Genomic DNA, 22,023 nt, shown 5'->3' on the forward strand with positions numbered 1-22,023 from the left:
AGATAACACAATGCACAGGGCTCGCCAGAGGCAAATAACGTTTTTCCTGACAGATCGCTGCTGCCCAACGAAGCGCTTGCGTCTCTTATGGCCAAGATTTCGGCGTGGGCGGTCGGGTCACTGAGTTCTGTTACCCGATTGACACCTTTTCCCACAACTTGGCCTTTCTCATCCACCACAAGCGCAGAGAAGGGAATCCCACCTTTGTGAACATGCGCCAGTGAGAGTTTGACGGTCTGCTCCATTAACGATGTTTCATTCATTTGAGTCAGGCGCATATTCAGACTTTGCCTTCTAATTGTTCGCTTCTAGAAAGGTTTTCTAATTTAGAAAGGTGTTCGTCTTTAGACAGCGTTGTAACCAGTTGGTCAATGTCATCGTGAGCCTGTTGTAGAGACTTTGTGTGCCTTTCATCGGAAAACTCTTGATACTCAGAGGCAATTTCATGGAACTCATCAACCCCTAGGTAGTGACTTATTGTTTTAACGTGGGGACTGAGATGATTCATGTTTTCACGAACGCCCCCTATTTCAAAACCGAATTCACCGCTTGAGGAAAGTAGAATCAATGTCTTTCCTGACATGATGGGCTCGATAGGGAAGTCGCCTCTGTTTAGGTCGAACGTAAATGTCTTGTTGATTCGCACGACTTGATCAAACCAGGCTTTCAGCACCGCTGGCATCCCATAGTTGTACATCGGCGATGAGATGACAATGATGTCGGCTTGGTTTAACTCGTCAATGAGCGTGTCAGACAACGACAGCAAGTCTTTTTGGACTTGCGTCTGTTTCTCTTCCGGTGTGAACACCGCGGCAATCCAGTCTTGGCTGATGAAGTCTGGCGGGTTTAATCCTAGATCTCGATGGATGACTTTATCTTCACTGTTCAAGGTCATCCACTTATCGAAGAACGCCGCCGATAGGGTTTTAGAAATTGAGTTATAGGACTGGGTAGAGTTATCTGTTCTTCTTGCGCTTGTGTCTAATTTCAATAGAGTTTTCATCATTGTCTCTTTATTTATCAGTGTGTGTGAGTGCATTCTGTGCATCTTTCTCCTTGTTGACAATTGATGAAAACTTCCCTATAGATGAGATACATTCATCTATAGGGTTATTTATGGAATCGCGTCTACCGCCACTGAATACGTTAAAGGTGTTTCATACCGCGGCAAAAATGAAGAGTTTCAAAAGAGCCGCTGAAGCGCTGAATGTCACGCCCACGGCGGTATCACATCAGATAAGATCGCTCGAAGATGCGTTGAAAACGTCTTTATTTGAACGAAAAACACGGGCAATAGAGCTCACTGCCGAAGGCGAAAAACTGGCAGAGGTGACTCAGAGTGTTTTTCAACAAATCAGCAATGTTGTGAATGAAATATCGAGCACTAAAAACGTGATCACTGTGAGTACGACGTCGTCTTTTGCTGCGATGTGGCTCATCCCCAAATTAGAAGTGTTTTATTCGGCACACCCAGATATTGAAGTGGTCATTAAAACTGGCGAGAAAGTCGAGGATTTAGAAAGGGACAAGCGCATTGATCTCGCCATTCGGTATGGGGTTTTCGATGGGGCGAGTGCTCACGGGGTCGAGTTGATTCGTGAGGAGATTGGTATGTATGCCACTCCATCGTATTTGTCGCGATTAGACGCACTCGACAATGTTCATCTGTTGGAAACAACCTGGAAAAATAGCCAATTACCTTCCATATCCTGGCATTCATTGCTTGATGAAAATCGCGGTCAGGCAAAGTCAACGGTTCGACAATTCGATCAAGAACATCATGTCATTCAAGCCGCTTTGGCGAGTCAGGGCATCGCTCTGGTCAGCTCGTTACTGGTGGAAAACCCTCTTCAACAAGGGTGGCTCGAGCGCAGCGATTTCGTGCAGACCGATAACCAGCGTGAAGGGCACAGCTACTACCTGTTGATACCCGAGCACAATATTCGCAGTCAAAGCATTCTGAAGTTTAAGCAGTGGATACTGAGTGAGATGAACCCAGAAATGACCTCGACCACTAAATAGATTTCAAAGAAGCGGAACCTTTTCTCTCTGAGTGTGAATTGAGCTACTGGGATGGCGTCAAATTCTTCCGTTTGAATTCACTGGGTGTGCCAATGCCTTGCTTGGAAAACGCTTTGTAAAATGAAGATTTAGAATTAAAACCAGAGGCAATAGCCACGTCAGTCACGGCTTTCGCCGGAGAGGTGACTAAGACTCTCTTGGCTTCCTCTATACGGTGCATGTTGACGTAATCATAAAAGCACTGACCGTAAACATGATTGATCGCGGATGAAATTTGGTTGTTCGAATAGCCAGTTAGTGTTGCCAAGTCGGTTAGGCTTAACCCATTTTGCAAATACAATCTTGACTCTTTGACCTTGTTATCTAGGTCGCTAAAGATCACATGATTGTCGCAATCCATGCTGACCGGACCAACCGCTTCTTCCGTGCTGGATTGCTGCTGCAGTCGGTGGTCTTCTGGTTGGTGTACTTGCAAATCAGACAGGGCGACTTGCGAGGTGAAATCTGGCCTTATCAACAAGTACGCTGCAAACACAGCTAATATATAATGGACATCTAACGGGCCATTTGAGCTTTCTGATACCCATTTATAGATTGGGCTGAGGAAAACGTAAAGACTGAGAAATACGAGAAGATAAACCCACACTTTAATACCGACCAAATTATGGTGCTGTAAGTCTGATACCTGCTTTTTAGCGCCGGAATCAAAGGAGATTAATTCCTTAAGGCAAAGGTGGGCGTAGGGCATTAACGTTAAAAAGTAGAGACAAATAAATAGTCCCCAGGTTATGTCATTGCTTAGAGGCAACCACATCAGAGTCAGGCCTGCAGCAAACCCCCAGAAATGAATCTTCGTCTTTTTATCTGAAGGAGGGGCGTCAGACATTGCGTTCAAATAGAGATAAGTCAAAGGCCCAAGCAGCAAATGGGCGGCATTTTGAATGTTTTCAAACACGGTATACAGGGCAAACGACAAGGCATTCGCGCTGATGAACTGGTCCACTTCTATTGTGACAAAAACCAAGCACAACAAAGCCAGTATTGAATTTGCTTTGCGCGTCGCCTTGGGAGCAATTTGTATCACGAGTTTTATGCCGAGTAACAAAAATGAAAATGCCCCGATGATGTAAGGGAGCGTTACTATGCTGATGTGGGTTATATCCATATATTTCGCCATTTGTCTTTCATGTCTTTTGCTTTGTTACTTTGATTTTTCGTTATTTTGGCTCATGGCGCAGCAACCAAAGCCCTAGCAGCAAGAGTGGAAAACACACTATCACAGTGCCCAATGTATCTTCAAACGTGAGTGTTGGTGGTTCAATCTTTGACTCTCCCCAAAAACTCACAAAGTTGATAGATGCATGAATTACAATTAAAGGCACTATGGACCTTGTCACGATGTAACACGCGGCAAAACCAATACCGATGAAACTGGCGTATATCATTTGTCCTATGATGGCACCAAGTGCTTCAGGTTGGTTGAGCAGATTTGTGAAATGAGCAAAACCAAATAGCAGCGAACTGGTTAAAACCGCACATAGAATGGGTCGTTTGTTTCCCTGCGCTGTAAAACCATGTATCAACAAATGAAGTGCCATTAATCTGCACAGGAGTTCTTCAAAACTGGCAGAGATAACCGTGTTTAGGGCTGCCTGAAGTACGGTGGATAAATCGTGACCATAAGCGCCATTGAAGTTAAGTACTATGTATAGAGCGGGAACGAGAAATACAGGAAACGATTTCCATTTCGCCGTTGTAAACCAACCAATTTCCCCCCAAAGGCCGAAATAAGAGAGGCCTCTAACAACCAGTAATAGCGCGGCAGTGTTTTCCCCAATATCAATGATTATTTCGTTTTCGCTCACGCGACTTACAAGGAATCGACCGATCACTTGTACAGCGATGGCGAGAAGGTAGAAGGTGCATAACTGAGTAAAAACCGCATTGAGACTAAGTTTAGAGTTCGAGCTGGAAACACAGGTCATATTCACGTCCTTATCAAAAGAACAACTATGCGCTATGGCTCAGTAGAAAGCGTCTCTCTGCTCATATTACGTGTCTCTTTGCTCACAAGAAGCCTGAAATCAAGGTATCTGGAGCTTTTCGGCGAGTTATTATGAGGGTAGTCATCTGCCTTAAGCGTTCTCAAGAGCCACACAATACAGATCAAGCGGGCCTTTTAGCATGCTGATGTCGAGTGATTGCAGTTCGCGATTGCAGTTCAATGCGAGTGCAAAACCGTGCAGGTAATCCGCCAATAAACTGAGAGCGTTGGTTGCGGCTATCGCATTAAGGTCAAGCGGCTGCACAACCACATTGAATCGCTCGGTGAACACGTCGGCCGGGCCATGAGATTCCATGCTGAGGAGTATTTCTAGAAGCCCAGGGTATTGGTGAAGTACTAAAATATAGCTTTCGCATAATGTCTTCAGTTCGGCCTTCCAATCTTCACCCGCCTTGGGGTCATAAATATCTTCAATCAAAGATGTGGTGATGGCTTCCAGTAACGCATTTTTGTTATTGAAGTAATGGTAAATCGCCATGGCGTCCACACCTAAGGAAGCGGCTAGCTTTCGAATGCTGGGAATCTTTCCCTCTTCTTTCATCAATGCTTTCGCAACATCCATGATGGATTGTTCATTCAGTTGGTTGGATGTTCCCTTAGGGCGGCCTCGCCTTTTATCCTTGACAGACATTCGATCTCCTCGCTAGACTACAATTAATTCTACAGTGTAGAATTAATTGTAATAGATGCGACGCCTATTGCCAAGAGACGGTGAAATCAATAATCGGTAAGGTAGGAAAACAATATGAAATTTTCTGTATACATCGCGACCAGTGTTGATGGTTTTATTGCTAAAAAAGATGGTTCTGTGGATTGGCTGCACATCGCAGGAAACGCTGAGGCTGATATGGGTGATCAGGCAGACATGGGCTTTGTCGGCTTTATGTCGTCGGTGGATTGTATGATTATGGGCAGAAAGTGTATGGAGGTGATAGCGAGTATGAACCTCACGCCTGAGCAATGGCCTTATGGTGATACACGAATCGTTGTCTTGAGTAATTCGTTAAAACACGCCCCAGACAGCGTTAAAGACAAGGTCGAAATATACTCTGGCGATCTCAAAGCGCTGGTATCAAAACTGAGCAGTGAAGGTTATCAACATGCATACGTTGATGGTGGCACAACCATTCAAGCATTTATCAACCTTGAGCTGATCAATGAGATGACGATTACTCGCGCCCCGGTCCTGCTTGGGGAAGGTATCCCACTGTTCGGTAAAACGGCAAAAGACATAAAGCTTGAGCAATCAGAGGCCATGGCGTTCCCTAATAATTTTGTCCAAGTGAAGTACGCGGTCAATTATCAGTAATGCTCGAGTATTTGGTTGAATAGGGTGATAAGTTTCAAAGTAAAGTTGCGCTGCGCACTTGTGTTCGTCCCCGCTTTAATGTGACTATTTGGCGAGTGATATTACTTAGGTGCATGCCTTATGATGACTATTGAGCAACAGCTTTCTCGATTGGATTTAAACTTACTGGTGTCGTTAAGTGTTTTAATCAAAGAGAGGAACGTGACGCGAGCCGCGAATACTTTATATTTGTCTCAGCCAGCGATGAGTCGCACCTTAAACCGTTTGCGAGAGTTGTTTGATGATCCCCTTTTCTACAGAGAATCGAATGGTTTAGTACCGACTCAAAAGTCGCTGGAGCTTCAAGCACCTTTGGAAGAGCTGTTGCTTGCAATGCGAAGTTTGGTAGCGAAATCAGCGTTTGAACCGTCGGAATGCGTTCAAACGTTTGTTGTATCGGTACCGCCGTTGATGAGTCGAATGCTTTCTGTGCCCCTTGCTGAACGCTTCATGCGCGATGCACCCAATGCGAGTCTGATTGAATACCCCATCGCGAAAACGCCCACTAGCCAACTGCTATCACGAGATGTGGATTTCACGATTCACATCGAAGCCCCAAGCAACCCTATCGAATTCCCATACGTCAGCCTTGGCGAGATCTACCCAGTGTTTTATGTCTCGGCTAACCACCCGTTAGCCAATGCTGAGAATGTTACGCTTGAGCAATGTCTTGAATCTCGCTTTGTTGATCTCACGTTGGATATTCGTTCGAATTACGGATTACAGAACCCCGTAGACAGTTACCTAGCAAAGAATGGGATGCAAAGAGACATTGCGTTTAAAAGCGGGCAGCTACTCACGCTGGTGGAAGTGATGCAGAGCTCAAATACCATGTTGGTCGCAACACACAAGCTAACGGATCTCGAAGGGATAGGCGATAAAATAGTGCCTATCTATTCTTTAGACAACGTCCCTGAATTGTCGTTTGAACTGTTTTTGATTGAGCATAAAAGAACGGTGACCAGCCCCGCGCACCAGTGGTTTAAAAATTTAGTGGTGTCGGTAATTGAAGACGTTGTCTGTGATCGTTAAGTACAACGCCTTTTGTTCATTCCGTTACTGAATTTAAAACTGATCTGCACCATCAAAACTGGACACCAAGCTAAGCGGCTTTCCATACTTTTAGTTATTCATGAATTGCTGATTTAGGGACACTACTGGCAAATAATTGTCCAAAATTGTTACTTTCTGACTGTTGATCCGTGGCACTTTCTACCTCAGAAGTGCCCCGAAACCATTCAGCCATAAAATTAGGTGTGAGCCATTTCGTTAATTATCCCTATTAAACATAATGGATCCTCCTTTACTCTCTTTGCATAAATATTCCAACCATAGCAATCCACTACGCTTGTTAAGCCCTTTCTTTTAATTTAAGGAGCCTACTATGCAAACAAGAAAAGGTCGTTCAACTGGACAGAAAAAACCAGTTAAACTGGAGGACATTTGGCGTATTCGTACACGTTTAGAGATTGACGGTAATTTTAAAGAGCTAAAATAATGGGGTCAGGTCTTGCTTTTTGCCTTTTTGATGAAGTGGGCTGGTTTTTTAGCTAGGCCATTTTTGTTTTTTGGGTGAAGGGGAGTAGGCTGTAATTTAAATTTATAGCAAAACGCAAGACCTGACCCCTTTATCTTTCTGAAACCAACGATAAACAATATCGTTTCATCAGCTGAATAATGGGGTCAGGTCTTGCTTTTTGCCTTTTGGGTGCGGGTGGTCTAGTTTTTTAGCTAGGCCATTTTTTCATTAGTTGTTCGAACTTAAGTGTAGTGCTAACATTTGTACACACAGATAGTAAGGAGTCACTTATGGACACAAGAATCCAGTTTCGTGTAGATGAAGAAACTAAACGCCTAGCTCAGAAAATGGCTGAAAGCCAAGGTCGAACCTTAAGTGACGCTTGCCGAGAACTTACTGAACAACTAGCCGAACAGCAGAGAAAAACACTATCCCATGATGTTTGGTTGACTGAACAAGTTAACTTAGCTTTTGAGAAGTTTGATACAGGAAAAGCGGTTTTTGTTGATCACGCATCAGCCAAGTCACTAATGGCTGAGCGCAAGGCTAGAATCCGCAATCGAGGCAAGCTATGATTTTGTGGGAGGAAGAATCCCTTAACGATCGAGAGAAAATATTTGAGTTTCTATACGATTTCAACCCTGAAGCTGCTGAAAAAACCGACGAACTAATAGAAGCTAAAGTTGAAAACTTGGCGGTTCAGCCTCTTATGGGAGTCAGACGTGATGGGGTTAGAGGCAGGCTACTTATCATTCCTGAGATTTCAATGATCGTCTCATATTGGGTTGAAGGCGACATTATTCGCATTATGCGTGTTCTACATCAGAAACAAAAATTCCCGACAGATTAACGTTATCGCTAGGCAACTAAAAAAAAATAATTGGGTCAGGTCTTGCCTTTTGCCTTTTTGAAGAGAGTGGTCTAGTTTTTTGCTAGGCCATTTTTGTTTAGGGAAGACAATGAGTAGACCACTGAGAATAGAATATGCGGGGGCACTGTACCATGTCACTTCTAGAGGTAATGCGCGCCAACCAATTTATCTTGATGAAGCCGATTTTGCTTTGTTTCTTGATGTGCTTGCTGATACTTGTCGGCGGTTCAATTGGGTAATCCATAGTTACTGCTTAATGACTAATCATTATCACCTGCTAGTTGAAACGCCTGATGGAAATTTGAGTAAGGGGATGAGGCAGCTAAATGGAGTCTATACCCAGAAATTCAACAGAAAACATAATCGAGTCGGCCATCTGTATCAAGGTCGCTATAAAGCTATTTTGGTTGATAAAGACGCGTATCTCTTGGAAGTCGGGCGCTACATTCTACTCAACCCTGTTCGTGCCCATATGGTAGATACGCCAGATGAATACCCATGGAGCAGTTGGGATTGTATTATCGGCAAGAAAGAAGCACCCGATTGGTTAGCGGTTAATCAAACGCTATTGCAGTTTGGCAAGCAAAAAAACAAAGCCAAGTTGAGATACCAGCAGTTTGTTTTAGAGAGAATAGGAGTGCCACTGTGGTCAAACCTAAAGCAACAAGTGTACTTAGGCAGTGATGAGTTCGTGAACAAGCACCTTCCAAATGCAGATTTAGAGGAAGGCGATATGAAAGAAATTCCAGCGAAACAACGCCAAGCTAAACCACTTTCTTTAAAGGAATATGAAGCAAATGAAGACAACAGGAACGACGCCATCATTGCTGCCTTTCGAAGCGGTGGTTATACCCAAAAGGAGATTGGAGAATACTATGGCTTACATTATTCTCGAATCAGTAGAATAGTGGCCCGAGGTATAGATAGTTAGCAATTTGTTATATTCGATAAGCTATCCGCGAGTTCGATCTACTATAAGAGCACTAAAAGATGAATAGCCATTCAATTACAATGGCTGACTAGTTTCGATGTAGTTAAAGATTAGGTTAGTTTATCTAATGAACGAGATGCTAGCCTTTCAAATAAGCTATCTCATTCCTGTCTAGAGGCGTGCTAGCGATATCGCTGTTGACTGTGCTCTCGTCATTTTTAGCCTGTATTTTCAATTCTTCCCCCCACGTTATTTCGTTCAATGTTACCTGCGACGTCGTGGGTCAAATGACCACGGTGCAAACTAAGACTCAGCCACAGAGCCAGGTACTTCCCATTGTTGATGGTCAGGTGATTCTGCCTAACTAATTACTCAGTACTCTATAGCCACCCATTTCTCATGGGTGGCGTTTTTATTCCCCGACAATCTGCCATTGTTGCGACAACCAATAAAATGGAGCGCCATGTTGATGTGGCGCTGTGCAGTTGATACGGTGACGACCCTGACTCAATTCTTGTGGTGGCTTGACTGAAAACTTATGGTTATGACTCCATTCCACTTCAATGGGTTGACCATTAAAAAAGCATTGCAAATGTGGGTAGTGCGCGTCGCTGGAAGGCAGAAGTTCTATCGACAATATAGGTTGCGTGTTTGTCGTTAACGGATCGGGCAGTGCAGAGTAATTTAATGGCAATGGTGATGCGTTGAACTTAAACCTGAGTGACTCCACACTGGCATAGTTTCCCGCAGCATTGAACCGTGGTAAAGCTTGCCAATCGCTGATGGTGTCTATTGACCCGGATTGTTGACCAAATGACGTGTATCCCTCTTCATCAAGCCATGTTTTCAGCTCGTTATTGTACTCGCCGTAGGGATAGGCAAAGATCATTGGCGCATGACCAATGTTTTTGATCAGCGTTTGTTGCGCTTGAGCAATATTGTTTGTGGCGTCGGTTAGCCAATCTTTATCGTTCAACGCGCTGCTCACGAGATGTGCATGATCAAGCGTGTGATTGGCGATGGTCACACCATTATCCGCCATCTCTTTCAGCTGTTCCCAAGTGCAGTAGTTGGTGTAGTTTTTGTCGACAGGATCGGTGGTGACAAAGACCGTGAAGGGCAATCCTCGTTTTTTTAGTTCTGGGTAGGCGGTGTCACACACTGAGGCAAAGCCGTCATCAAAGGTCAGCGCGATACTCTTGGCTGGTAATGTTTCCCCTTTTCTAAGCGTGGAAACGGCCTGCTCAAGATCGACGACGTCATACCCTTGAGCTTCTATGTGATCAAGTTGCGCGGTGAAGTCTTCAGGCGTTGTTGAGGTGATGTGAGGGGTTGAATCACTGATGTGGTGATAGAGTAAAACGTTGAGTGGCTCTGCGCTTACCGTGCCACATGCCAATCCCATTGCTAATCCTAATACTAACAGTCTTTTATTCAACGTCTCTCTCCGAAGGTGGTTATCAGTCTCTCGCTCAAATTCTAAGATGGGCCAATGCGTTGAATGCCAGTACTGAGTCAATTAGATCGTTAGGAGTGTTTCATAAGGTTACGTGCTGTTTGCGGTAATGAACAGATCAGACATAAGGCTTTCGTGGATATGGGGAGTGGATCTCAAAATTAAAAATACTGGTTTTATACACAGTTTTTTCTTGAGTGCTTGATGGGTAATCGCTACTCTCAAGGCACGTTTAAATACTACTCAGGAATAACATGCGCAAGTCACTCAGAGAAAAAATCATTCAAGTCTGTACGAAGAAAATTGCACAAAAAGGCGAAGGCGTTGGTGTCTCTTTCTATGCCTTTTTTGCGAATAAAAATGACGACCCAGAGCTGTTAATGGAAGCGGCAACGTGGTGGATAGAAACGCATCGCCTTGATCATTTTGTCAAAGCGACCCAGATTATGGCGATGGTCAAAGAGGGTAAATAGCGGATTTTTCTTCCTTTTAGCTACTTCTTACGGCCACCAAAATGGATATCGGCGTGATTGTCTAACCAGAGCTCATGCTTCTCCATGACTTTAGAAAACATAGGGCTTTGAAGATAATGGTCGAGCCATTGGCGAACCTTAGGGTAGGGGCTATTCAGGTACCATTGCCTTTCGATTCGTGCAAACTTGCGGATAAAGGGCATGAGCGCTATATCAAGTAGACTTTCTTGGTTGGAGAATAGAAAGGCGTGCGAACTCAGGCGTTTCTCTAGTTTTTGTATGTGGGCTTCACAAGCCTCACGGCACTCTATGACGTTGTCTTCGTGGTAGCGCTTAGCGCAGCTGTAGTCATTAAAATCAGGAATGAAGTCGCGCTCAAAGTCAGAGATGAGGGTCACCATTTCTGAAACTGCGCCTTCATTGTCACTAAGCAATAGATCGTCAGGATCGTTGTTGGCGAGTGCCCATAACATGACCTCCAAACTCTCCTCAATAATCATTGGTGATTCATTGCTTTGATTCTTCTCGATCACAACCACAGGAACACTGCCTTTTGGCGAGGCTTGTAACATCTCTTCGGGCTTATTGTTCAGCTTTACTGCGCGAATAAGCACGGGTTGCTGTGACTTGAATATCGCGATGCGCGCTCGCATTGCATACGGGCAGTTTTGTAAAGAGTAGAGAATGGGAGTGTTGGGCATAGTTGTCTTTAGGTCTGTTGAGCCGTTATTTATCTAGCCTAACTCGTTCTCATCGATATCAACAGATCTTAATTGACCGATAACTCCCTGCAGCCATTTCTTAACGCCACCATCTCAAGCATTAAGGGTATTGCTCTGGGAAAGAGAGCGAAGTCGTTGATCATTAAAACGTTCGATTTACTGATGAGTAACTAATTATGTGAATGTTATTCTGCTTTCTATTACGCTACTATATTTACATTAACTATTTGATAACACGTTAACTGTGTTTGAATAGGTACCAATACTTTGCCGCTGATTTCTCGTTTCTAGTTATTGCTTTTAGACGTTAAGTGGCGGCGGTGACCCCAAGGAAGGTGACTAACATGATCAAATTAAAACAGAATGGGCAAGTCAACAGTCGACTGCAAGAAGTGAGTAAAGCTCTGTACGTACCGCAAGGCTATGTTGGGTTTTGTTTTCAGCCGGATAAATTTCCAGACAACGGGCGCTCAGCGTTATTCACGACAGGTGTCGGCCCTTGTCACTGTTTAATCATTGTAGAAAATGAGTCAAAAAGTGCGCTTCTATGTCACCTAGACGGCGATTTTACGAAAGATGCGGTGAAACACACGACCACATTGCTAAAAATACTGAGTGAAGGCAGTGGTGTGAAGAGCCCGTATTTCAGTGTGTCATTGGCTTCATCGAGCCCAATTGCTGATACAAAAGAACGTGCTGAAAATGTGGCTGCGGCCGTTAAAGCGTTTTGTGGCACAGGTACATCGGGCCGAATTGATGCGCCGGTTCAAGCCGTTGAAGTGGCAAAAACTGATCATGTCTTTATGATTGGAAAGAATCTCCATGTTACGGGTGATGTTGATCAGAATAAGTTTGTTGATAAATCGAGTGGGGCACCTGGTTGGGCAGATTGGCAAGCCATAGGCGGCATGAGCCCAGGTATTGGTGGTCGACGTATTCGCCATTTGCTCGATTTGAATACCGCGCCTAAGCGTTACATTGCAGCGGGCTAATTGTGATAGATATCAATCTTTAGAGTTCAATGAGTTGAATTCGAACAGTTGAATAAAAAAGAACGACCAGTACTTCGCTGGTCGTTTTTATTTGCGTGTCGTTACATCGCTCTATTCACTTGGTATACATTTGGCGAAACTATTCTTTTGGTGAAGTTGTTCATTCGGTGAAAGTAGCCGCACTTGGCGATAAAGAGCTGGTCAATCTTACTCGTTCGCTTCTAACGCATTTAACCCTTGCTGCCAAAATGCCACTTCCATTCGGGTGGCCGTCTTAAAGATATGCACCAAGTTTTGTCCGCGTTCGCTATTTATATCGATATCAGCCAGTAATTGGTTGAAATACTCAGCCCCTTCAGCCACGCCTGATTGGAACTCTTCGCCGCCATATAAACTAATCCAGCTTTCGTATGGGTTGCCTTCTAAAAGTGTGTTTTCACTTTCAATGAGTGCTTTGCCTATCACAGCGTAGCCAATTGAACATGGCGCAAGCGCAGCATATAGGTCGACCAAATCGCCTGTCATGCCCGCATCCAGTACATAGCGCGTATACGCAACCGTACCAAAGTCTTCAGGCTCATTTTCAAGATCCGATTCCGTCAATCCCCACTGGCCGCAGTAGGTGACATGGTGGCCAATTTCAGAGTCCAATAAAGCGTGAACACTGGGAAGTGCTCGTCGCATATCGGCCAGTGTTTTTGCTTTGTAAATAGCAAGAGCGTAAGCACGTGCATACTGCTTTAAGAACAGAAAGTCTTGTTTTAAGTAATGCAAAAAACACGGCTGTGCCAAACTGCCTTTGGCCAATTGCGTGACAAAGGAGTGCTCGGTGTAGTCTTGCCAATCTTGTTGACACGCTTGAATAAGATCTTGATATTTCATCAATTGATTCCTAATAAATTGGGCTTAGTTGAATGAAGGTACGTACGTTTCCGCCTTTGGTAGCGTTTTGATAATGCCTTTCTCATGCATGAATTCTGCGTAATCGTCGTAGCGTTTTAGATCGACGGCTGATGGACGTAGAGCAAAGCGAGTCAGCGTGTCATTCCAAGCGCGTTCGTTTAGCTCATTGTTTAAAGTGTCTGGTGAATACGCGACAAACTCTTTCCAAGACGCGTCAGGGTGGTTAACGATGTACGTTGTCGCTTGCTCTAAGGCTTTGTTGAAAGAGCGAATCGCTTCAGCGTCATGTGTATTTGCATTGGCCACAAACACTAACTCATCGTAAGCAGGAACGCCGTGCTCTTCAGGGAAAAACGCTTTCGCTTTATAGCCTTCTAGCGCAAGCTGGTTCGTTTCAAAGTTACGTAGACCACCCCAAATGGCGTCGACCTTGCCTGAGGCAAGAGAAGAAGAGAGTGCCCAGCCAATATTGATTGTTTCCACATCTTCATAGGCAACATTTTCTTGCGCTAACATCGTGCCAATGGTCGCTTCTTCATTGCCCGCGATTGCGATACCAATCTTTTTGCCTTTCAGATCCGCAAGCGAATCATGTTTACCGTTATCCAGTACCATCAATGTGTTTAATGGAGTGGCGATCAATGTCGACGCGCGGATCAGTGGCAAACCAGCGGCTACGTCCATCGTTAGACTAGGTTGGTAACTCACGGCGAGATCAACACGACCAGCCGCAACGAGCTTCGCCGGTGTGCTTGGATCGGCAGGTTCTTGAATTTCGATCTCAAGGCCCTGGTCGGCAAAATATCCACGTTCATGGGCGATAACGATTGGGCCATGATTTGGGTTTACAAACCAATCCAACATAAGCGTCATTTTCTTTTCAGCGGCAAATGCTTGTCCCGAAGCCATAGCGGCTAATAGCGCAACGGCGCTGATAAATTTCGTGTTTTTCATAGTGAATCATTCCTTTTGAATTGTAATTTGGCCTTTAAGAGCCTTATTGTGTTGAGCTGCTTGTATTTGTAACTAATGAATCTGTAACTAATGAATCTGTGTCATAAACGGACGACTAAATTGCGTTCTAATCTGGTGTTACTTGTTCTCCCAAGGGATGGCTCTTTTTAATAACCTGTCGGTAACGTAATAGAGTGAAATAGAGAGTACTGCGAGGATGAAGAGCGCTGCGAACATCTCATCAATGATCATGCGCGCGTTGGCTTGCAGCATCAGATAACCGAGTCCTGCACTTGACCCCACCCATTCACCGACGACTGCGCCAATAGGAGCGATGACAACCGCAACTCGTATGCCAGAGGCAAGTGTTGGTAAAGCGGCAGGAAGCTGAATATGACGCAGTAATTCCCATTTGGTCGCTCCCATTGTTTTGGCAAGATCAAGGTAACCGGTTGGTGTGTTTCGTAATCCGTCGTAACAACACGTTGTCACAGGGAAGAAGATGATGATCGCGGCCATCACAACTTTAGAGGCAATACCGTACCCAAGCCAAAGCATCAAAACGGGCGCGATGGCGAAAACGGGAATGGCCTGACTGGCTATTAAAATCGGCAGTAACCAACGCTTTAGAGGTTCAAACATCAGCATTTGCAAGGCGAAAAATAAGCCCATGGTTAGCCCAAGAAGCAAGCCAAGCAGTATTTCCTGCGCGGTGACCCAGGTATGTTTGAGTAATACGTCGTGGCGCTCGACAAGCTTATTGGCGACCTCTATAGGCGCAGGGAGGATGAAACTGGGCATATCAAAAACGATCACCACAAGTTGCCACAACCCCAGTATCACTGCACTGCTGATCAGCAGTCGTACGACGGGGTGAGTGACTGTCTGATTTGGTGTGCTTGCGCAATCTTTGCCGTTACTGCCTTGGCTCTGGTTTTTTTTCACGAACGGGTCATCAGCGACGTGTTCAGATGAGTTACTCATAGTCGCGCTCCAGTTGGTCTAATATCGCTTGCTGAAGGTTTGCACATTCGCCATCGAGTACTCTTGGTGGCGCAGCGGAAGGCACGGGTAATGGTTGCGCACTCGCTGGAGATCCTTGGAGAACGTAGAGCCCATCGGCCAAACGTACGGCTTCTTGTGGATCATGCGTAATCAGTACCACGGTTTTATCGATTAATAGCTCGCAGGCTAAGGTTTGGAGCTTGTGTCTTGTCACGGCGTCGAGCGCGGAAAAAGGCTCATCCATTAACACCACGGGTTTGTCTTGCATCAGTGTTCTGGCAAGGGCAACGCGTTGACGCATTCCACCAGACAGTTGATCAGGTCTAGCGTTCGCGTATTTTGATAATCCCACAGATTTCAATAGTGTGAACGCCTTGTCTTTTACCTGATTTGTCGCTTTGTTCGCTGAGGTGTCATGTGAATGGTTTGAGCGGGCAAAACGACTGCTTAAACAGACATTATCAATCACGCTAAGCCACGGAAGAAGCAGGTCTTGCTGCGCCATGTAAGCGATGCGATCGCCAAGTGGCTCACCATCTGTTGTTGCCATTGAGCCGTGCCAGGTGACTTTGTTATTGAGTAGCCCAGCCATGTAGCGCAGTACGGTTGTTTTACCGCATCCGCTGCGGCCCAAAATTACCGTCCATTTACCCGCTTCAAGGCGCAAATTGAGGTTGGCTAGGGTCGCGACGGCACTATCTTGATAGCACAAGCCAGCGTCAATAAGCTCAACACCCAGTTTCTCTTGCCTTGCCGGGTTAGGAGTCGTGGCTGTCGCCGAGTTAACCGACATCTGAGTGACCTGCGAAAAAGTGATTCACAGGGCCATGGCCTTGACCCACTTTGAGCTCGTCGGCATGTGTGATTGCTTGGGTGATGTACTGCTTACCCAAGTTGACCGCTTGAGTGAGGTCATTACCTTGAGCGAGGAAAGAAGTGATCGCAGAAGAGAGCGTGCACCCTGTACCGTGCGTATTTTTGGTTGGGAAACGTTTGGCGCTGAATAAGGTTGAACTTTGCTCTAGGATCAGCAAGTCATTACTGTTTTCGTCTTGCTCTAAGTGGCCGCCTTTGAGTAGGACTGATTTGGCGCCAAGTGAGCGAAGATCTTCAATCATATCCTGCATTTCGGCTTCGCTTTCTGGCACTTTTTTACCGGTCAGAGCCGCGCCTTCGGGTAGGTTCGGTGTAATGATATCGGCCAGTGGAATGAGCGTTTGTTTCAATGTGCTGATGGCAGACTGTTCAAGCAGAAGATCGCCACTGGTCGCGACCATCACGGGGTCGATAACCAGGTGTTTCGGCTGATATTGCTTAATTTTTTCCGCGACGACTTTGATGATCTCAGAATCCGCCAGCATGCCGATTTTTACCGCCACAATATTGAGATCGGTGAATACGGCGTCGAGCTGACTAGCGACATGATCCAATGGGATTGGGAAAATGGCCGACACGCCCTGAGTATTTTGAGACGTAATAGCGGTAATCACTGAACAGGCATAACTGCCCGTCGCAGACATTGCTTTAATGTCTGCCTGAATACCTGCGCCACCGCCACTATCAGAGCCCGCAATCGTTAGAACGATAGGCGTAGATTGAGCGTGAATAGGTGGAAGATTGGATGCGTTATTATCGGCTACAGGTGCTGTTGAAACTTGTGTCATGGACATTCCTACTGTCTAAAAGACGCAGGACAACAAGCTTTGATCTGGGAAGGTGGAATATGGCTGTCATCACCAAAACCTTGCCCTTTAAGGCATGCAGATCGGAGGCTTATAGTTCCCTACGTCAGTATTAACTGAATCAGGTTCAACGGGTCTCGAATCTCGATCTCAGCAAACACGATACATCGTATTTGCTCCCCGACTATGGAAGCAATCATAGCAGCACTCTCGCTTAGACGGTACTGGTTTTGTCCCAGAGATCGCCAGAAATCGTTGAATTGGTAGGGTGAATGCATTGAGGTTTTAATGTTAGTTTTTGTTTTATAAAGAAAAAATTTGGCCCAAGATTAGTTGATAATAAGATTAATTACGATCTATGGCTTGGGATCTTAAAGTACATTGCCCCTGAGCATTTTGCGTGTGATCTGCACTTAAAGCTCATTAATTGAATTGATGTGTTACTGGCAGTGTTCGTCTATGAGCTGAGCAAGCCTCTCTATGCCTTTTTGCTCCATAGGAGAACCTGTAAAGTTAGAATAAGTTAAACGAATACAGTGTTTGAATTTATTGTTTGTGCCAAATGCGATACCAGGGTAAATGCTGATTTTTTCTTGTTTACATTGTCGATACAGTTGGTGGCTGTCTGCACCGATCGGCAGTTCTAGCCATAAGATGAAAGAGCCCTTCGCTTGAGTGAGCTGATAATTCCCTTTCAATTGTGGGTAGTGATTCAGAGCGTCGGTTAATTGTTGATGCAGCTTTTTTCCATTGGCCTGATAAAAGCGCCGAACTTTGTTGATATGAGTGCGATAGCGACCCGATGTTAGAAATTCAGCAACGGCGGATTGCATAAGATTCAGACTGCCCATGCTATCGCTAATCAGCAGCTTTTCAATTTTCTTCTGGTAACGCCCTGACAATATCCAACCGATACGAAGACGTGAATCGAGCGTCTTAGATAGGGAGTTCACGTAAATCACGCGGTCTTGATCATCCAGCGATCTTAGGCTCGGTATCGGATCGTTATAGTTGAGCGAGCCCGACACATCGTCTTCTATGATTGGGATATCCTTGGATACGGCCAATAACTCGATTCGCTTATCTACCGGCATTTGAGAGCCAGTGGGGTTAGAGAAATTGGGCGTGACAATGATGGCTTTTATGTCCCACAGTTCGAGTGATTTAGCCAAAGCTTGTGGGTCGATCCCCGTTTCTAGGCAGCTTGGCACTTCGATGACTTTTAATCCCAACGATTCGATGAGCAGAAGATTGCCAAAATAACAGGGAGACTCGACGGCAATAATGTCGCCTTTATTGGTCAATGCTCGGAGCGCTAGGCTGATGGCTTGCTGAGCTCCATGGGTAACAGCGATATCCTCTAACTGAGCGGGAACACCCAGGTCATGACTGATCTTGAGTAGCTGCTTGATGAGAAGATTATTGCCTGGTGCAATTTGATAGTGGCTCGGAAGTTGGCTTTGCATTCTGCTGTGGCGACCAATTTCGGCATAGAGACTTTTAATCGCGGGAAAGTCAACGTTTGGGTGCGCGGACCCTGCTGAGAGGCACTCCTTCTCATTGGAGTAAGTTAAAATTGTTTTGCAGAGTGAGAGTAAGTCGACCTCACTCGGTGGGTGCGGTGGATTTTTTACCGCCTCTTTCAAGGCTGATGGCGATTGCACACGATAGCCTGATTTTGCAACAGAATAGATCATCCCCACGGCTTCAAGTTCTTGGTAAGCGCGAATAACGGTATTTTTGCTGACTTTTAGGTCGAGGCTGAGTTGTCGAATAGACGGCAGTTTGTCTCCGGCTTGATAGATCCCTGCTGTAATGGCGCGCCTTAATGATTTTTCTACTTGGTCGTACTTATTGATTGTGTCCATTCTGTACCTAAAGAATCTGTACCCAAAGAAAGAGTGTGATGTGTACCTTTTCTGTGTTTCCTTACGCCACTAAAGTAACAGCATTGTTAACAGATTGGCTAGTAGGTTTTTATGTTGATACGAATGATTCCTTTTGTATTTGTTGTTCTTTGGGCGACGGGATTTATCGGTGCTCGGTATGGGCTTCAGTACGCCGAACCTGCAACCCTGCTTTCCATTCGTATGGTAGCGAATGTGCTGCTCTTCATCGGTTTAATCATAGTATTGAAGCGTTCGATTCCGAAAGGGTGGGCGCTCGTACACAGCCTTGTGGTGGGGATGTTGATCCATGGGTTTTACTTGGGCGGTACATTTACCGCAATCTCACTGGGAATGCCTGCTGCATTGAGCTCGCTCTTAGTGGGCATTCAACCCATATTAGCGGCGGTTTTATTGCTGTCTTGGGGCAGTGAACGTTTTCAAATGAGGCAGTGGGCTGGCTTGGTGTTAGGTTTCATCGGTATTGCACTGGTACTCGGTGGCGACATCGAATGGCAATCAAAAGAGCATCAGTGGATTGCGGTTGGGTTCAGCCTGTTTTCGTTACTCGGGATTACGCTAGGGACGTTGTATCAGAAACGATTCTGCCAAGGTGTGGATGTGGTGGGCAGTGCCATGCTTCAGTATGTCGCGGCTGGGGTATTGTTTATTCCTGTGGCACTCAATTTTGAGACCATGCAGGTCATGTGGACGACTGAGTTTGTGTTGACATTGATTTGGCTGGTTGTGGTGTTATCTGGTGCTGCGGTCTTGCTTCTTTTGTACATGGTCGAACATGGCGCGGCATCCAGTGTTGCTTCTGTGTTCTACCTTGTTCCGCCAACCGCAGCGGTTCAGGCTTGGTTGATGTTTGGCGAGTCTTTTGATTGGGTTGGAATCGTCGGGTTTCTACTGGCTGCAATCGCGGTGTATTTGGTAGTAAAGAAACCGACTAACAAGCTGGATGAGAAAGTGGACACGAATACCTATATTGCTAAACGTGAGGCGCCATCGACAACAGGCTAAGCGATGAGTGGTTAATCATTTGATTAGATTGTTTGCTGTCTAAGTTGATTAGTCAGCTAGACGGCCAGTTAAGCTGATAGGCTGCCAGCTAAGCAGATAGAGAGTCAGTGTAATGGTTCAGTCGTTACCGCGCAGAAAAAAGCTCATTACTTTCGACGAGATAGAGTCTAAGGTAATGAGCTTTTCTGTTTCTAGAGATTAAGCGGCGGTGAGTTGGGTTGCCAAATCACGACCATTTCCTCTGAAGGCATCAATGGTTGAAGCAAAGTTAGACGATATTGAGAGTAGCCTTGCATCAGGGTGTTCGGCTAGATAGTGCACCTTTTGTTGATCATCTTGTAAGTCGTCCCAGTCATCATTGATCGCATGCGCAAAGTGCAGCAATACGGCCAGCTTGGGTGAAATTTCAGCTTCTCTTGGTTCATGGTAGTGCTCAATTGCATCCACCATATGATCAGGGAATTTCCATGTTTTCGCGAGTTTCGCACCTAATGAGGGCGCTGAGACATCTAGGATCTGCTCTTGAGCAGCAATTGGATTTGCCCCATCTTCAACCATCTGTTGAATCTTGACGGCATCATCGGGAACAAGCGTATGAATCATCAGTTCTCCAATGTTGTGCAAAACACCAGCTGTAAAGACTTCGTTGGCGTCCATTCCCGATTCGGCGGCAATTTTGCTCGAAATCACGGAGACTTCAAACGTTTTGGTCCAATATTCGTCCATGTCCAATGTTTCAATTTTTGGGAATGCACCGGACAAAACGGAAGCAACAACAAGCGTTCTAACCGGACCTGTACCGACACGTAGTAAGGCTTCATTGACGGATGAGACGGTTTTACTTCCGCCAAAGTGAGCCGAATTCGCCATACGCAGTAGTCGAGCGCTGAGGACTTGATCAATAGATATTTTCCGAGATAGTTCACCAAAATCGACGTCTTCTTGGTTCACCATATCGAGTAGCTCTTGCAATACTGCCGATATTCTAGGCAGTTCATTCAACCTTGAAAATAGTGCCGCCTGACTCATAGATTCTCTCCTTTTTATGTTAGCTCATTGACTATAGTTCAGTAATTGAACATGTGACAAAGTTGCTGAGCAATTGTTCATGAAATTCAGTGTTCCGATGAGGTGAAGAAAAGCATGCCAGCGATATAAAGGAGAGGTTCAGAAAAAGGCGGGGGAGCTTGGTGGGGAAAAGTGTATTGAGAGAGTGAGTCGCGAGTAAAATCAAAAATAGACTGTCGATACGCTGACAAAATGTAAGTCTATGAGAACGATATTGTTTCTTGATGTTAACTGGCCTGCCAAGGCGAGTGATTTTTCACCAACCTGACACCCAGTTGATACTTCTATGGCTTTTTTGGGGTTAGAATAGCGACCCTTTTAACACTCTCGAATAGAAACCTTTGTGAATAGACTAGATAACAACAAATATGCAGGGTTACTTCAGGTTTTACTGATGTTGCTTGCTTTAATACCTGTATCGTTAGTGGCTATGAATGTGGATTTAAAGTCTGAAGTAGGGAGTGCTTTTGGCGGCTTTATAGCGTTAGTGACGGATTCTGCTGGAAGTCGTGGCTTTTTGATTACCTTAGCTATTTTGTGCCTAGCAACGTTAGCATTGAAACTGCCTCGTAAGGTTTTACTTGCGAATGTAATGGTGTTGGTGGTGTTGCTGTTGATTGGCTTTGCGAGTAAAACCACGCTTAAGGTATTAACAGAGAGTCCTCGCCCGTACACTGAGCTGTTGGCGAAAGACCTTCTCATACCAGAAGCTGCCCATTTTTATAATCTAGATGAAGAGCAGCAGGTTCAGCTGATTGACAGTATTTCATCTGAAGTGAGCCCATGGCGCACAAGACATTGGCAGGGTGAAAAGGACTATTCCTTTCCCTCTGGGCATACTATTTTTGCAGCGATTTGTGTGGTCTTTTTTGGCGGCCTATTTTGGAAAAATCAGCGTTATTCATGGGCAATTGGTGTTTTACTCTGGGCGTCTTTGGTTGCTTATAGCCGACTTTGGTTAGGGATGCATAGGCCCATCGATTTGGTCGGTTCAACGCTCTTCATCTCGGTTGTTTATACGATGTTGCCAAACTTCAACCGCCTCGCTGACGTGATCTATGTTCGGTTGCCAAAGCAAATACGAGAATAAAAAAACACCA

The 22,023-nt window shown here is 45.3% G+C and carries 24 protein-coding genes and 1 riboswitch; of the genes, 10 read left to right on the forward strand and 14 right to left on the reverse strand.

The window, feature by feature from the left end:
* Together BCU12_RS18340 and BCU12_RS18345 are read right to left on the reverse strand one after the other, a co-directional pair.
* On the reverse strand, window positions 1-278 hold a 278-nt coding region (locus BCU12_RS18340), incomplete at its 3' end, for a nucleoside deaminase (protein ID WP_241909874.1).
* 2 nt (window positions 279-280) lie between these two features.
* Window positions 281-1,003 carry an NAD(P)H-dependent oxidoreductase gene (locus BCU12_RS18345; RefSeq protein WP_102405722.1) on the reverse strand — a complete coding sequence of 241 codons (723 nt, stop codon included), beginning with the start codon at window positions 1,001-1,003 and terminating at the stop codon, window positions 281-283.
* Window positions 1,004-1,116: 113 nt separating this feature from the next.
* Between BCU12_RS18345 and BCU12_RS18350 the strand changes: the two genes are divergently transcribed.
* Window positions 1,117-2,022, forward strand: a complete 906-nt coding sequence (locus tag BCU12_RS18350; RefSeq protein WP_102405697.1) for a LysR substrate-binding domain-containing protein — start codon at window positions 1,117-1,119, stop codon at window positions 2,020-2,022.
* Window positions 2,023-2,065: 43 nt separating this feature from the next.
* On the opposite strand, the gene BCU12_RS18355 is transcribed toward BCU12_RS18350, so the two are convergent.
* The 3 genes from BCU12_RS18355 to BCU12_RS18365 all read right to left on the reverse strand — a co-directional run bounded on the left by BCU12_RS18355 (window position 2,066) and on the right by BCU12_RS18365 (window position 4,718).
* Window positions 2,066-3,187, reverse strand: coding sequence for a helix-turn-helix domain-containing protein (locus tag BCU12_RS18355; RefSeq protein ID WP_157939889.1), 1,122 nt, complete (start codon window positions 3,185-3,187; stop codon window positions 2,066-2,068).
* A gap of 52 nt (window positions 3,188-3,239) precedes the next feature.
* The gene (locus tag BCU12_RS18360) at window positions 3,240-4,007 is read right to left on the reverse strand and encodes a CPBP family intramembrane glutamic endopeptidase (RefSeq protein WP_102405699.1); all 768 of its coding nucleotides are present in this window, start codon (window positions 4,005-4,007) and stop codon (window positions 3,240-3,242) included.
* A gap of 150 nt (window positions 4,008-4,157) precedes the next feature.
* On the reverse strand, window positions 4,158-4,718 hold the full coding sequence (locus BCU12_RS18365) for a TetR/AcrR family transcriptional regulator (protein ID WP_102405700.1): 561 nt from the start codon (window positions 4,716-4,718) through the stop codon (window positions 4,158-4,160).
* A gap of 114 nt (window positions 4,719-4,832) precedes the next feature.
* Between BCU12_RS18365 and BCU12_RS18370 the strand changes: the two genes are divergently transcribed.
* The 5 genes from BCU12_RS18370 (at window position 4,833) to BCU12_RS18395 (ending at window position 8,756) form a co-directional block, all read left to right on the forward strand.
* The gene (locus BCU12_RS18370) at window positions 4,833-5,396 is read left to right on the forward strand and encodes a dihydrofolate reductase family protein (RefSeq protein WP_102405701.1); all 564 of its coding nucleotides are present in this window, start codon (window positions 4,833-4,835) and stop codon (window positions 5,394-5,396) included.
* Window positions 5,397-5,516: 120 nt separating this feature from the next.
* Window positions 5,517-6,467, forward strand: a complete 951-nt coding sequence (locus tag BCU12_RS18375; protein WP_102405702.1) for a LysR family transcriptional regulator — start codon at window positions 5,517-5,519, stop codon at window positions 6,465-6,467.
* Between the two features lie 777 nt (window positions 6,468-7,244).
* Window positions 7,245-7,529 carry a type II toxin-antitoxin system RelB/DinJ family antitoxin gene (locus BCU12_RS18385; RefSeq protein WP_102405703.1) on the forward strand — a complete coding sequence of 95 codons (285 nt, stop codon included), beginning with the start codon at window positions 7,245-7,247 and terminating at the stop codon, window positions 7,527-7,529.
* On the forward strand, window positions 7,526-7,804 hold the full coding sequence (locus BCU12_RS18390) for a type II toxin-antitoxin system RelE/ParE family toxin (protein WP_102405704.1): 279 nt from the start codon (window positions 7,526-7,528) through the stop codon (window positions 7,802-7,804). Before BCU12_RS18385 ends, BCU12_RS18390 begins: the two co-directional genes overlap by 4 nt.
* A 109-nt stretch (window positions 7,805-7,913) precedes the next feature.
* On the forward strand, window positions 7,914-8,756 hold the full coding sequence (locus BCU12_RS18395; protein ID WP_102405705.1) for a transposase: 843 nt from the start codon (window positions 7,914-7,916) through the stop codon (window positions 8,754-8,756).
* Between the two features lie 412 nt (window positions 8,757-9,168).
* On the opposite strand, the gene BCU12_RS18400 is transcribed toward BCU12_RS18395, so the two are convergent.
* On the reverse strand, window positions 9,169-10,194 hold the full coding sequence (locus BCU12_RS18400; protein ID WP_133153896.1) for a polysaccharide deacetylase family protein: 1,026 nt from the start codon (window positions 10,192-10,194) through the stop codon (window positions 9,169-9,171).
* 272 nt (window positions 10,195-10,466) lie between these two features.
* Here BCU12_RS18400 and BCU12_RS18405 point away from each other — a divergent pair, with 272 nt between their 5' ends.
* A complete protein-coding gene (locus tag BCU12_RS18405; RefSeq protein WP_102405707.1) occupies window positions 10,467-10,685 on the forward strand; it encodes a DUF6500 family protein in 219 nt (72 codons plus the stop codon).
* Between the two features lie 20 nt (window positions 10,686-10,705).
* Here the strand turns inward: BCU12_RS18405 and BCU12_RS18410 are convergent, their stop codons facing one another.
* Window positions 10,706-11,386 carry a glutathione S-transferase gene (locus BCU12_RS18410; protein WP_102405708.1) on the reverse strand — a complete coding sequence of 227 codons (681 nt, stop codon included), beginning with the start codon at window positions 11,384-11,386 and terminating at the stop codon, window positions 10,706-10,708.
* Between the two features lie 365 nt (window positions 11,387-11,751).
* Here BCU12_RS18410 and BCU12_RS18415 point away from each other — a divergent pair, with 365 nt between their 5' ends.
* Window positions 11,752-12,399, forward strand: coding sequence for a hypothetical protein (locus tag BCU12_RS18415; RefSeq protein WP_102405709.1), 648 nt, complete (start codon window positions 11,752-11,754; stop codon window positions 12,397-12,399).
* Window positions 12,400-12,606: 207 nt separating this feature from the next.
* Here the strand turns inward: BCU12_RS18415 and tenA are convergent, their stop codons facing one another.
* The 6 genes from tenA to BCU12_RS18445 form a co-directional block, all read right to left on the reverse strand.
* A complete protein-coding gene (tenA, locus tag BCU12_RS18420) occupies window positions 12,607-13,281 on the reverse strand; it encodes a thiaminase II (protein WP_102405710.1) in 675 nt (224 codons plus the stop codon).
* Window positions 13,282-13,305: 24 nt separating this feature from the next.
* Window positions 13,306-14,256: an ABC transporter substrate-binding protein gene (locus BCU12_RS18425; protein ID WP_102405711.1), complete on the reverse strand. Its 951-nt coding sequence runs from the start codon at window positions 14,254-14,256 to the stop codon at window positions 13,306-13,308.
* Between the two features lie 138 nt (window positions 14,257-14,394).
* A complete protein-coding gene (locus BCU12_RS18430) occupies window positions 14,395-15,201 on the reverse strand; it encodes an ABC transporter permease (protein ID WP_198599378.1) in 807 nt (268 codons plus the stop codon).
* 31 nt (window positions 15,202-15,232) lie between these two features.
* On the reverse strand, window positions 15,233-16,054 hold the full coding sequence (locus BCU12_RS18435) for an ABC transporter ATP-binding protein (protein WP_102405713.1): 822 nt from the start codon (window positions 16,052-16,054) through the stop codon (window positions 15,233-15,235).
* Window positions 16,044-16,925 carry a bifunctional hydroxymethylpyrimidine kinase/phosphomethylpyrimidine kinase gene (gene thiD, locus BCU12_RS18440; protein ID WP_102405714.1) on the reverse strand — a complete coding sequence of 294 codons (882 nt, stop codon included), beginning with the start codon at window positions 16,923-16,925 and terminating at the stop codon, window positions 16,044-16,046. Before thiD ends, BCU12_RS18435 begins: the two co-directional genes overlap by 11 nt.
* Window positions 16,926-17,024: 99 nt before the next feature.
* A riboswitch (TPP riboswitch) is annotated at window positions 17,025-17,136 on the reverse strand.
* Between the two features lie 247 nt (window positions 17,137-17,383).
* Complete coding sequence (locus tag BCU12_RS18445) at window positions 17,384-18,811, reverse strand: PLP-dependent aminotransferase family protein (RefSeq protein ID WP_198599375.1); 1,428 nt, start codon at window positions 18,809-18,811, stop codon at window positions 17,384-17,386.
* Between the two features lie 111 nt (window positions 18,812-18,922).
* On the opposite strand from BCU12_RS18445, the gene BCU12_RS18450 reads away from it, so the two are divergent.
* Entirely contained in the window at window positions 18,923-19,855 is a 933-nt protein-coding gene (locus BCU12_RS18450) for a DMT family transporter (protein WP_198599376.1), read from the forward strand.
* Between the two features lie 198 nt (window positions 19,856-20,053).
* On the opposite strand, the gene BCU12_RS18455 is transcribed toward BCU12_RS18450, so the two are convergent.
* Window positions 20,054-20,884, reverse strand: coding sequence for an HDOD domain-containing protein (locus BCU12_RS18455; RefSeq protein WP_102405716.1), 831 nt, complete (start codon window positions 20,882-20,884; stop codon window positions 20,054-20,056).
* A 382-nt stretch (window positions 20,885-21,266) separates the two neighbouring features.
* On the opposite strand from BCU12_RS18455, the gene BCU12_RS18460 reads away from it, so the two are divergent.
* Window positions 21,267-22,013, forward strand: coding sequence for a phosphatase PAP2 family protein (locus tag BCU12_RS18460; RefSeq protein ID WP_102405717.1), 747 nt, complete (start codon window positions 21,267-21,269; stop codon window positions 22,011-22,013).
* The last annotated feature ends 10 nt before the right edge of the window (window positions 22,014-22,023 follow it).

The sequence above is a fragment of the Vibrio sp. 10N.261.55.A7 genome (genome assembly GCF_002877365.1).
Lineage (GTDB): Bacteria > Pseudomonadota > Gammaproteobacteria > Enterobacterales > Vibrionaceae > Vibrio.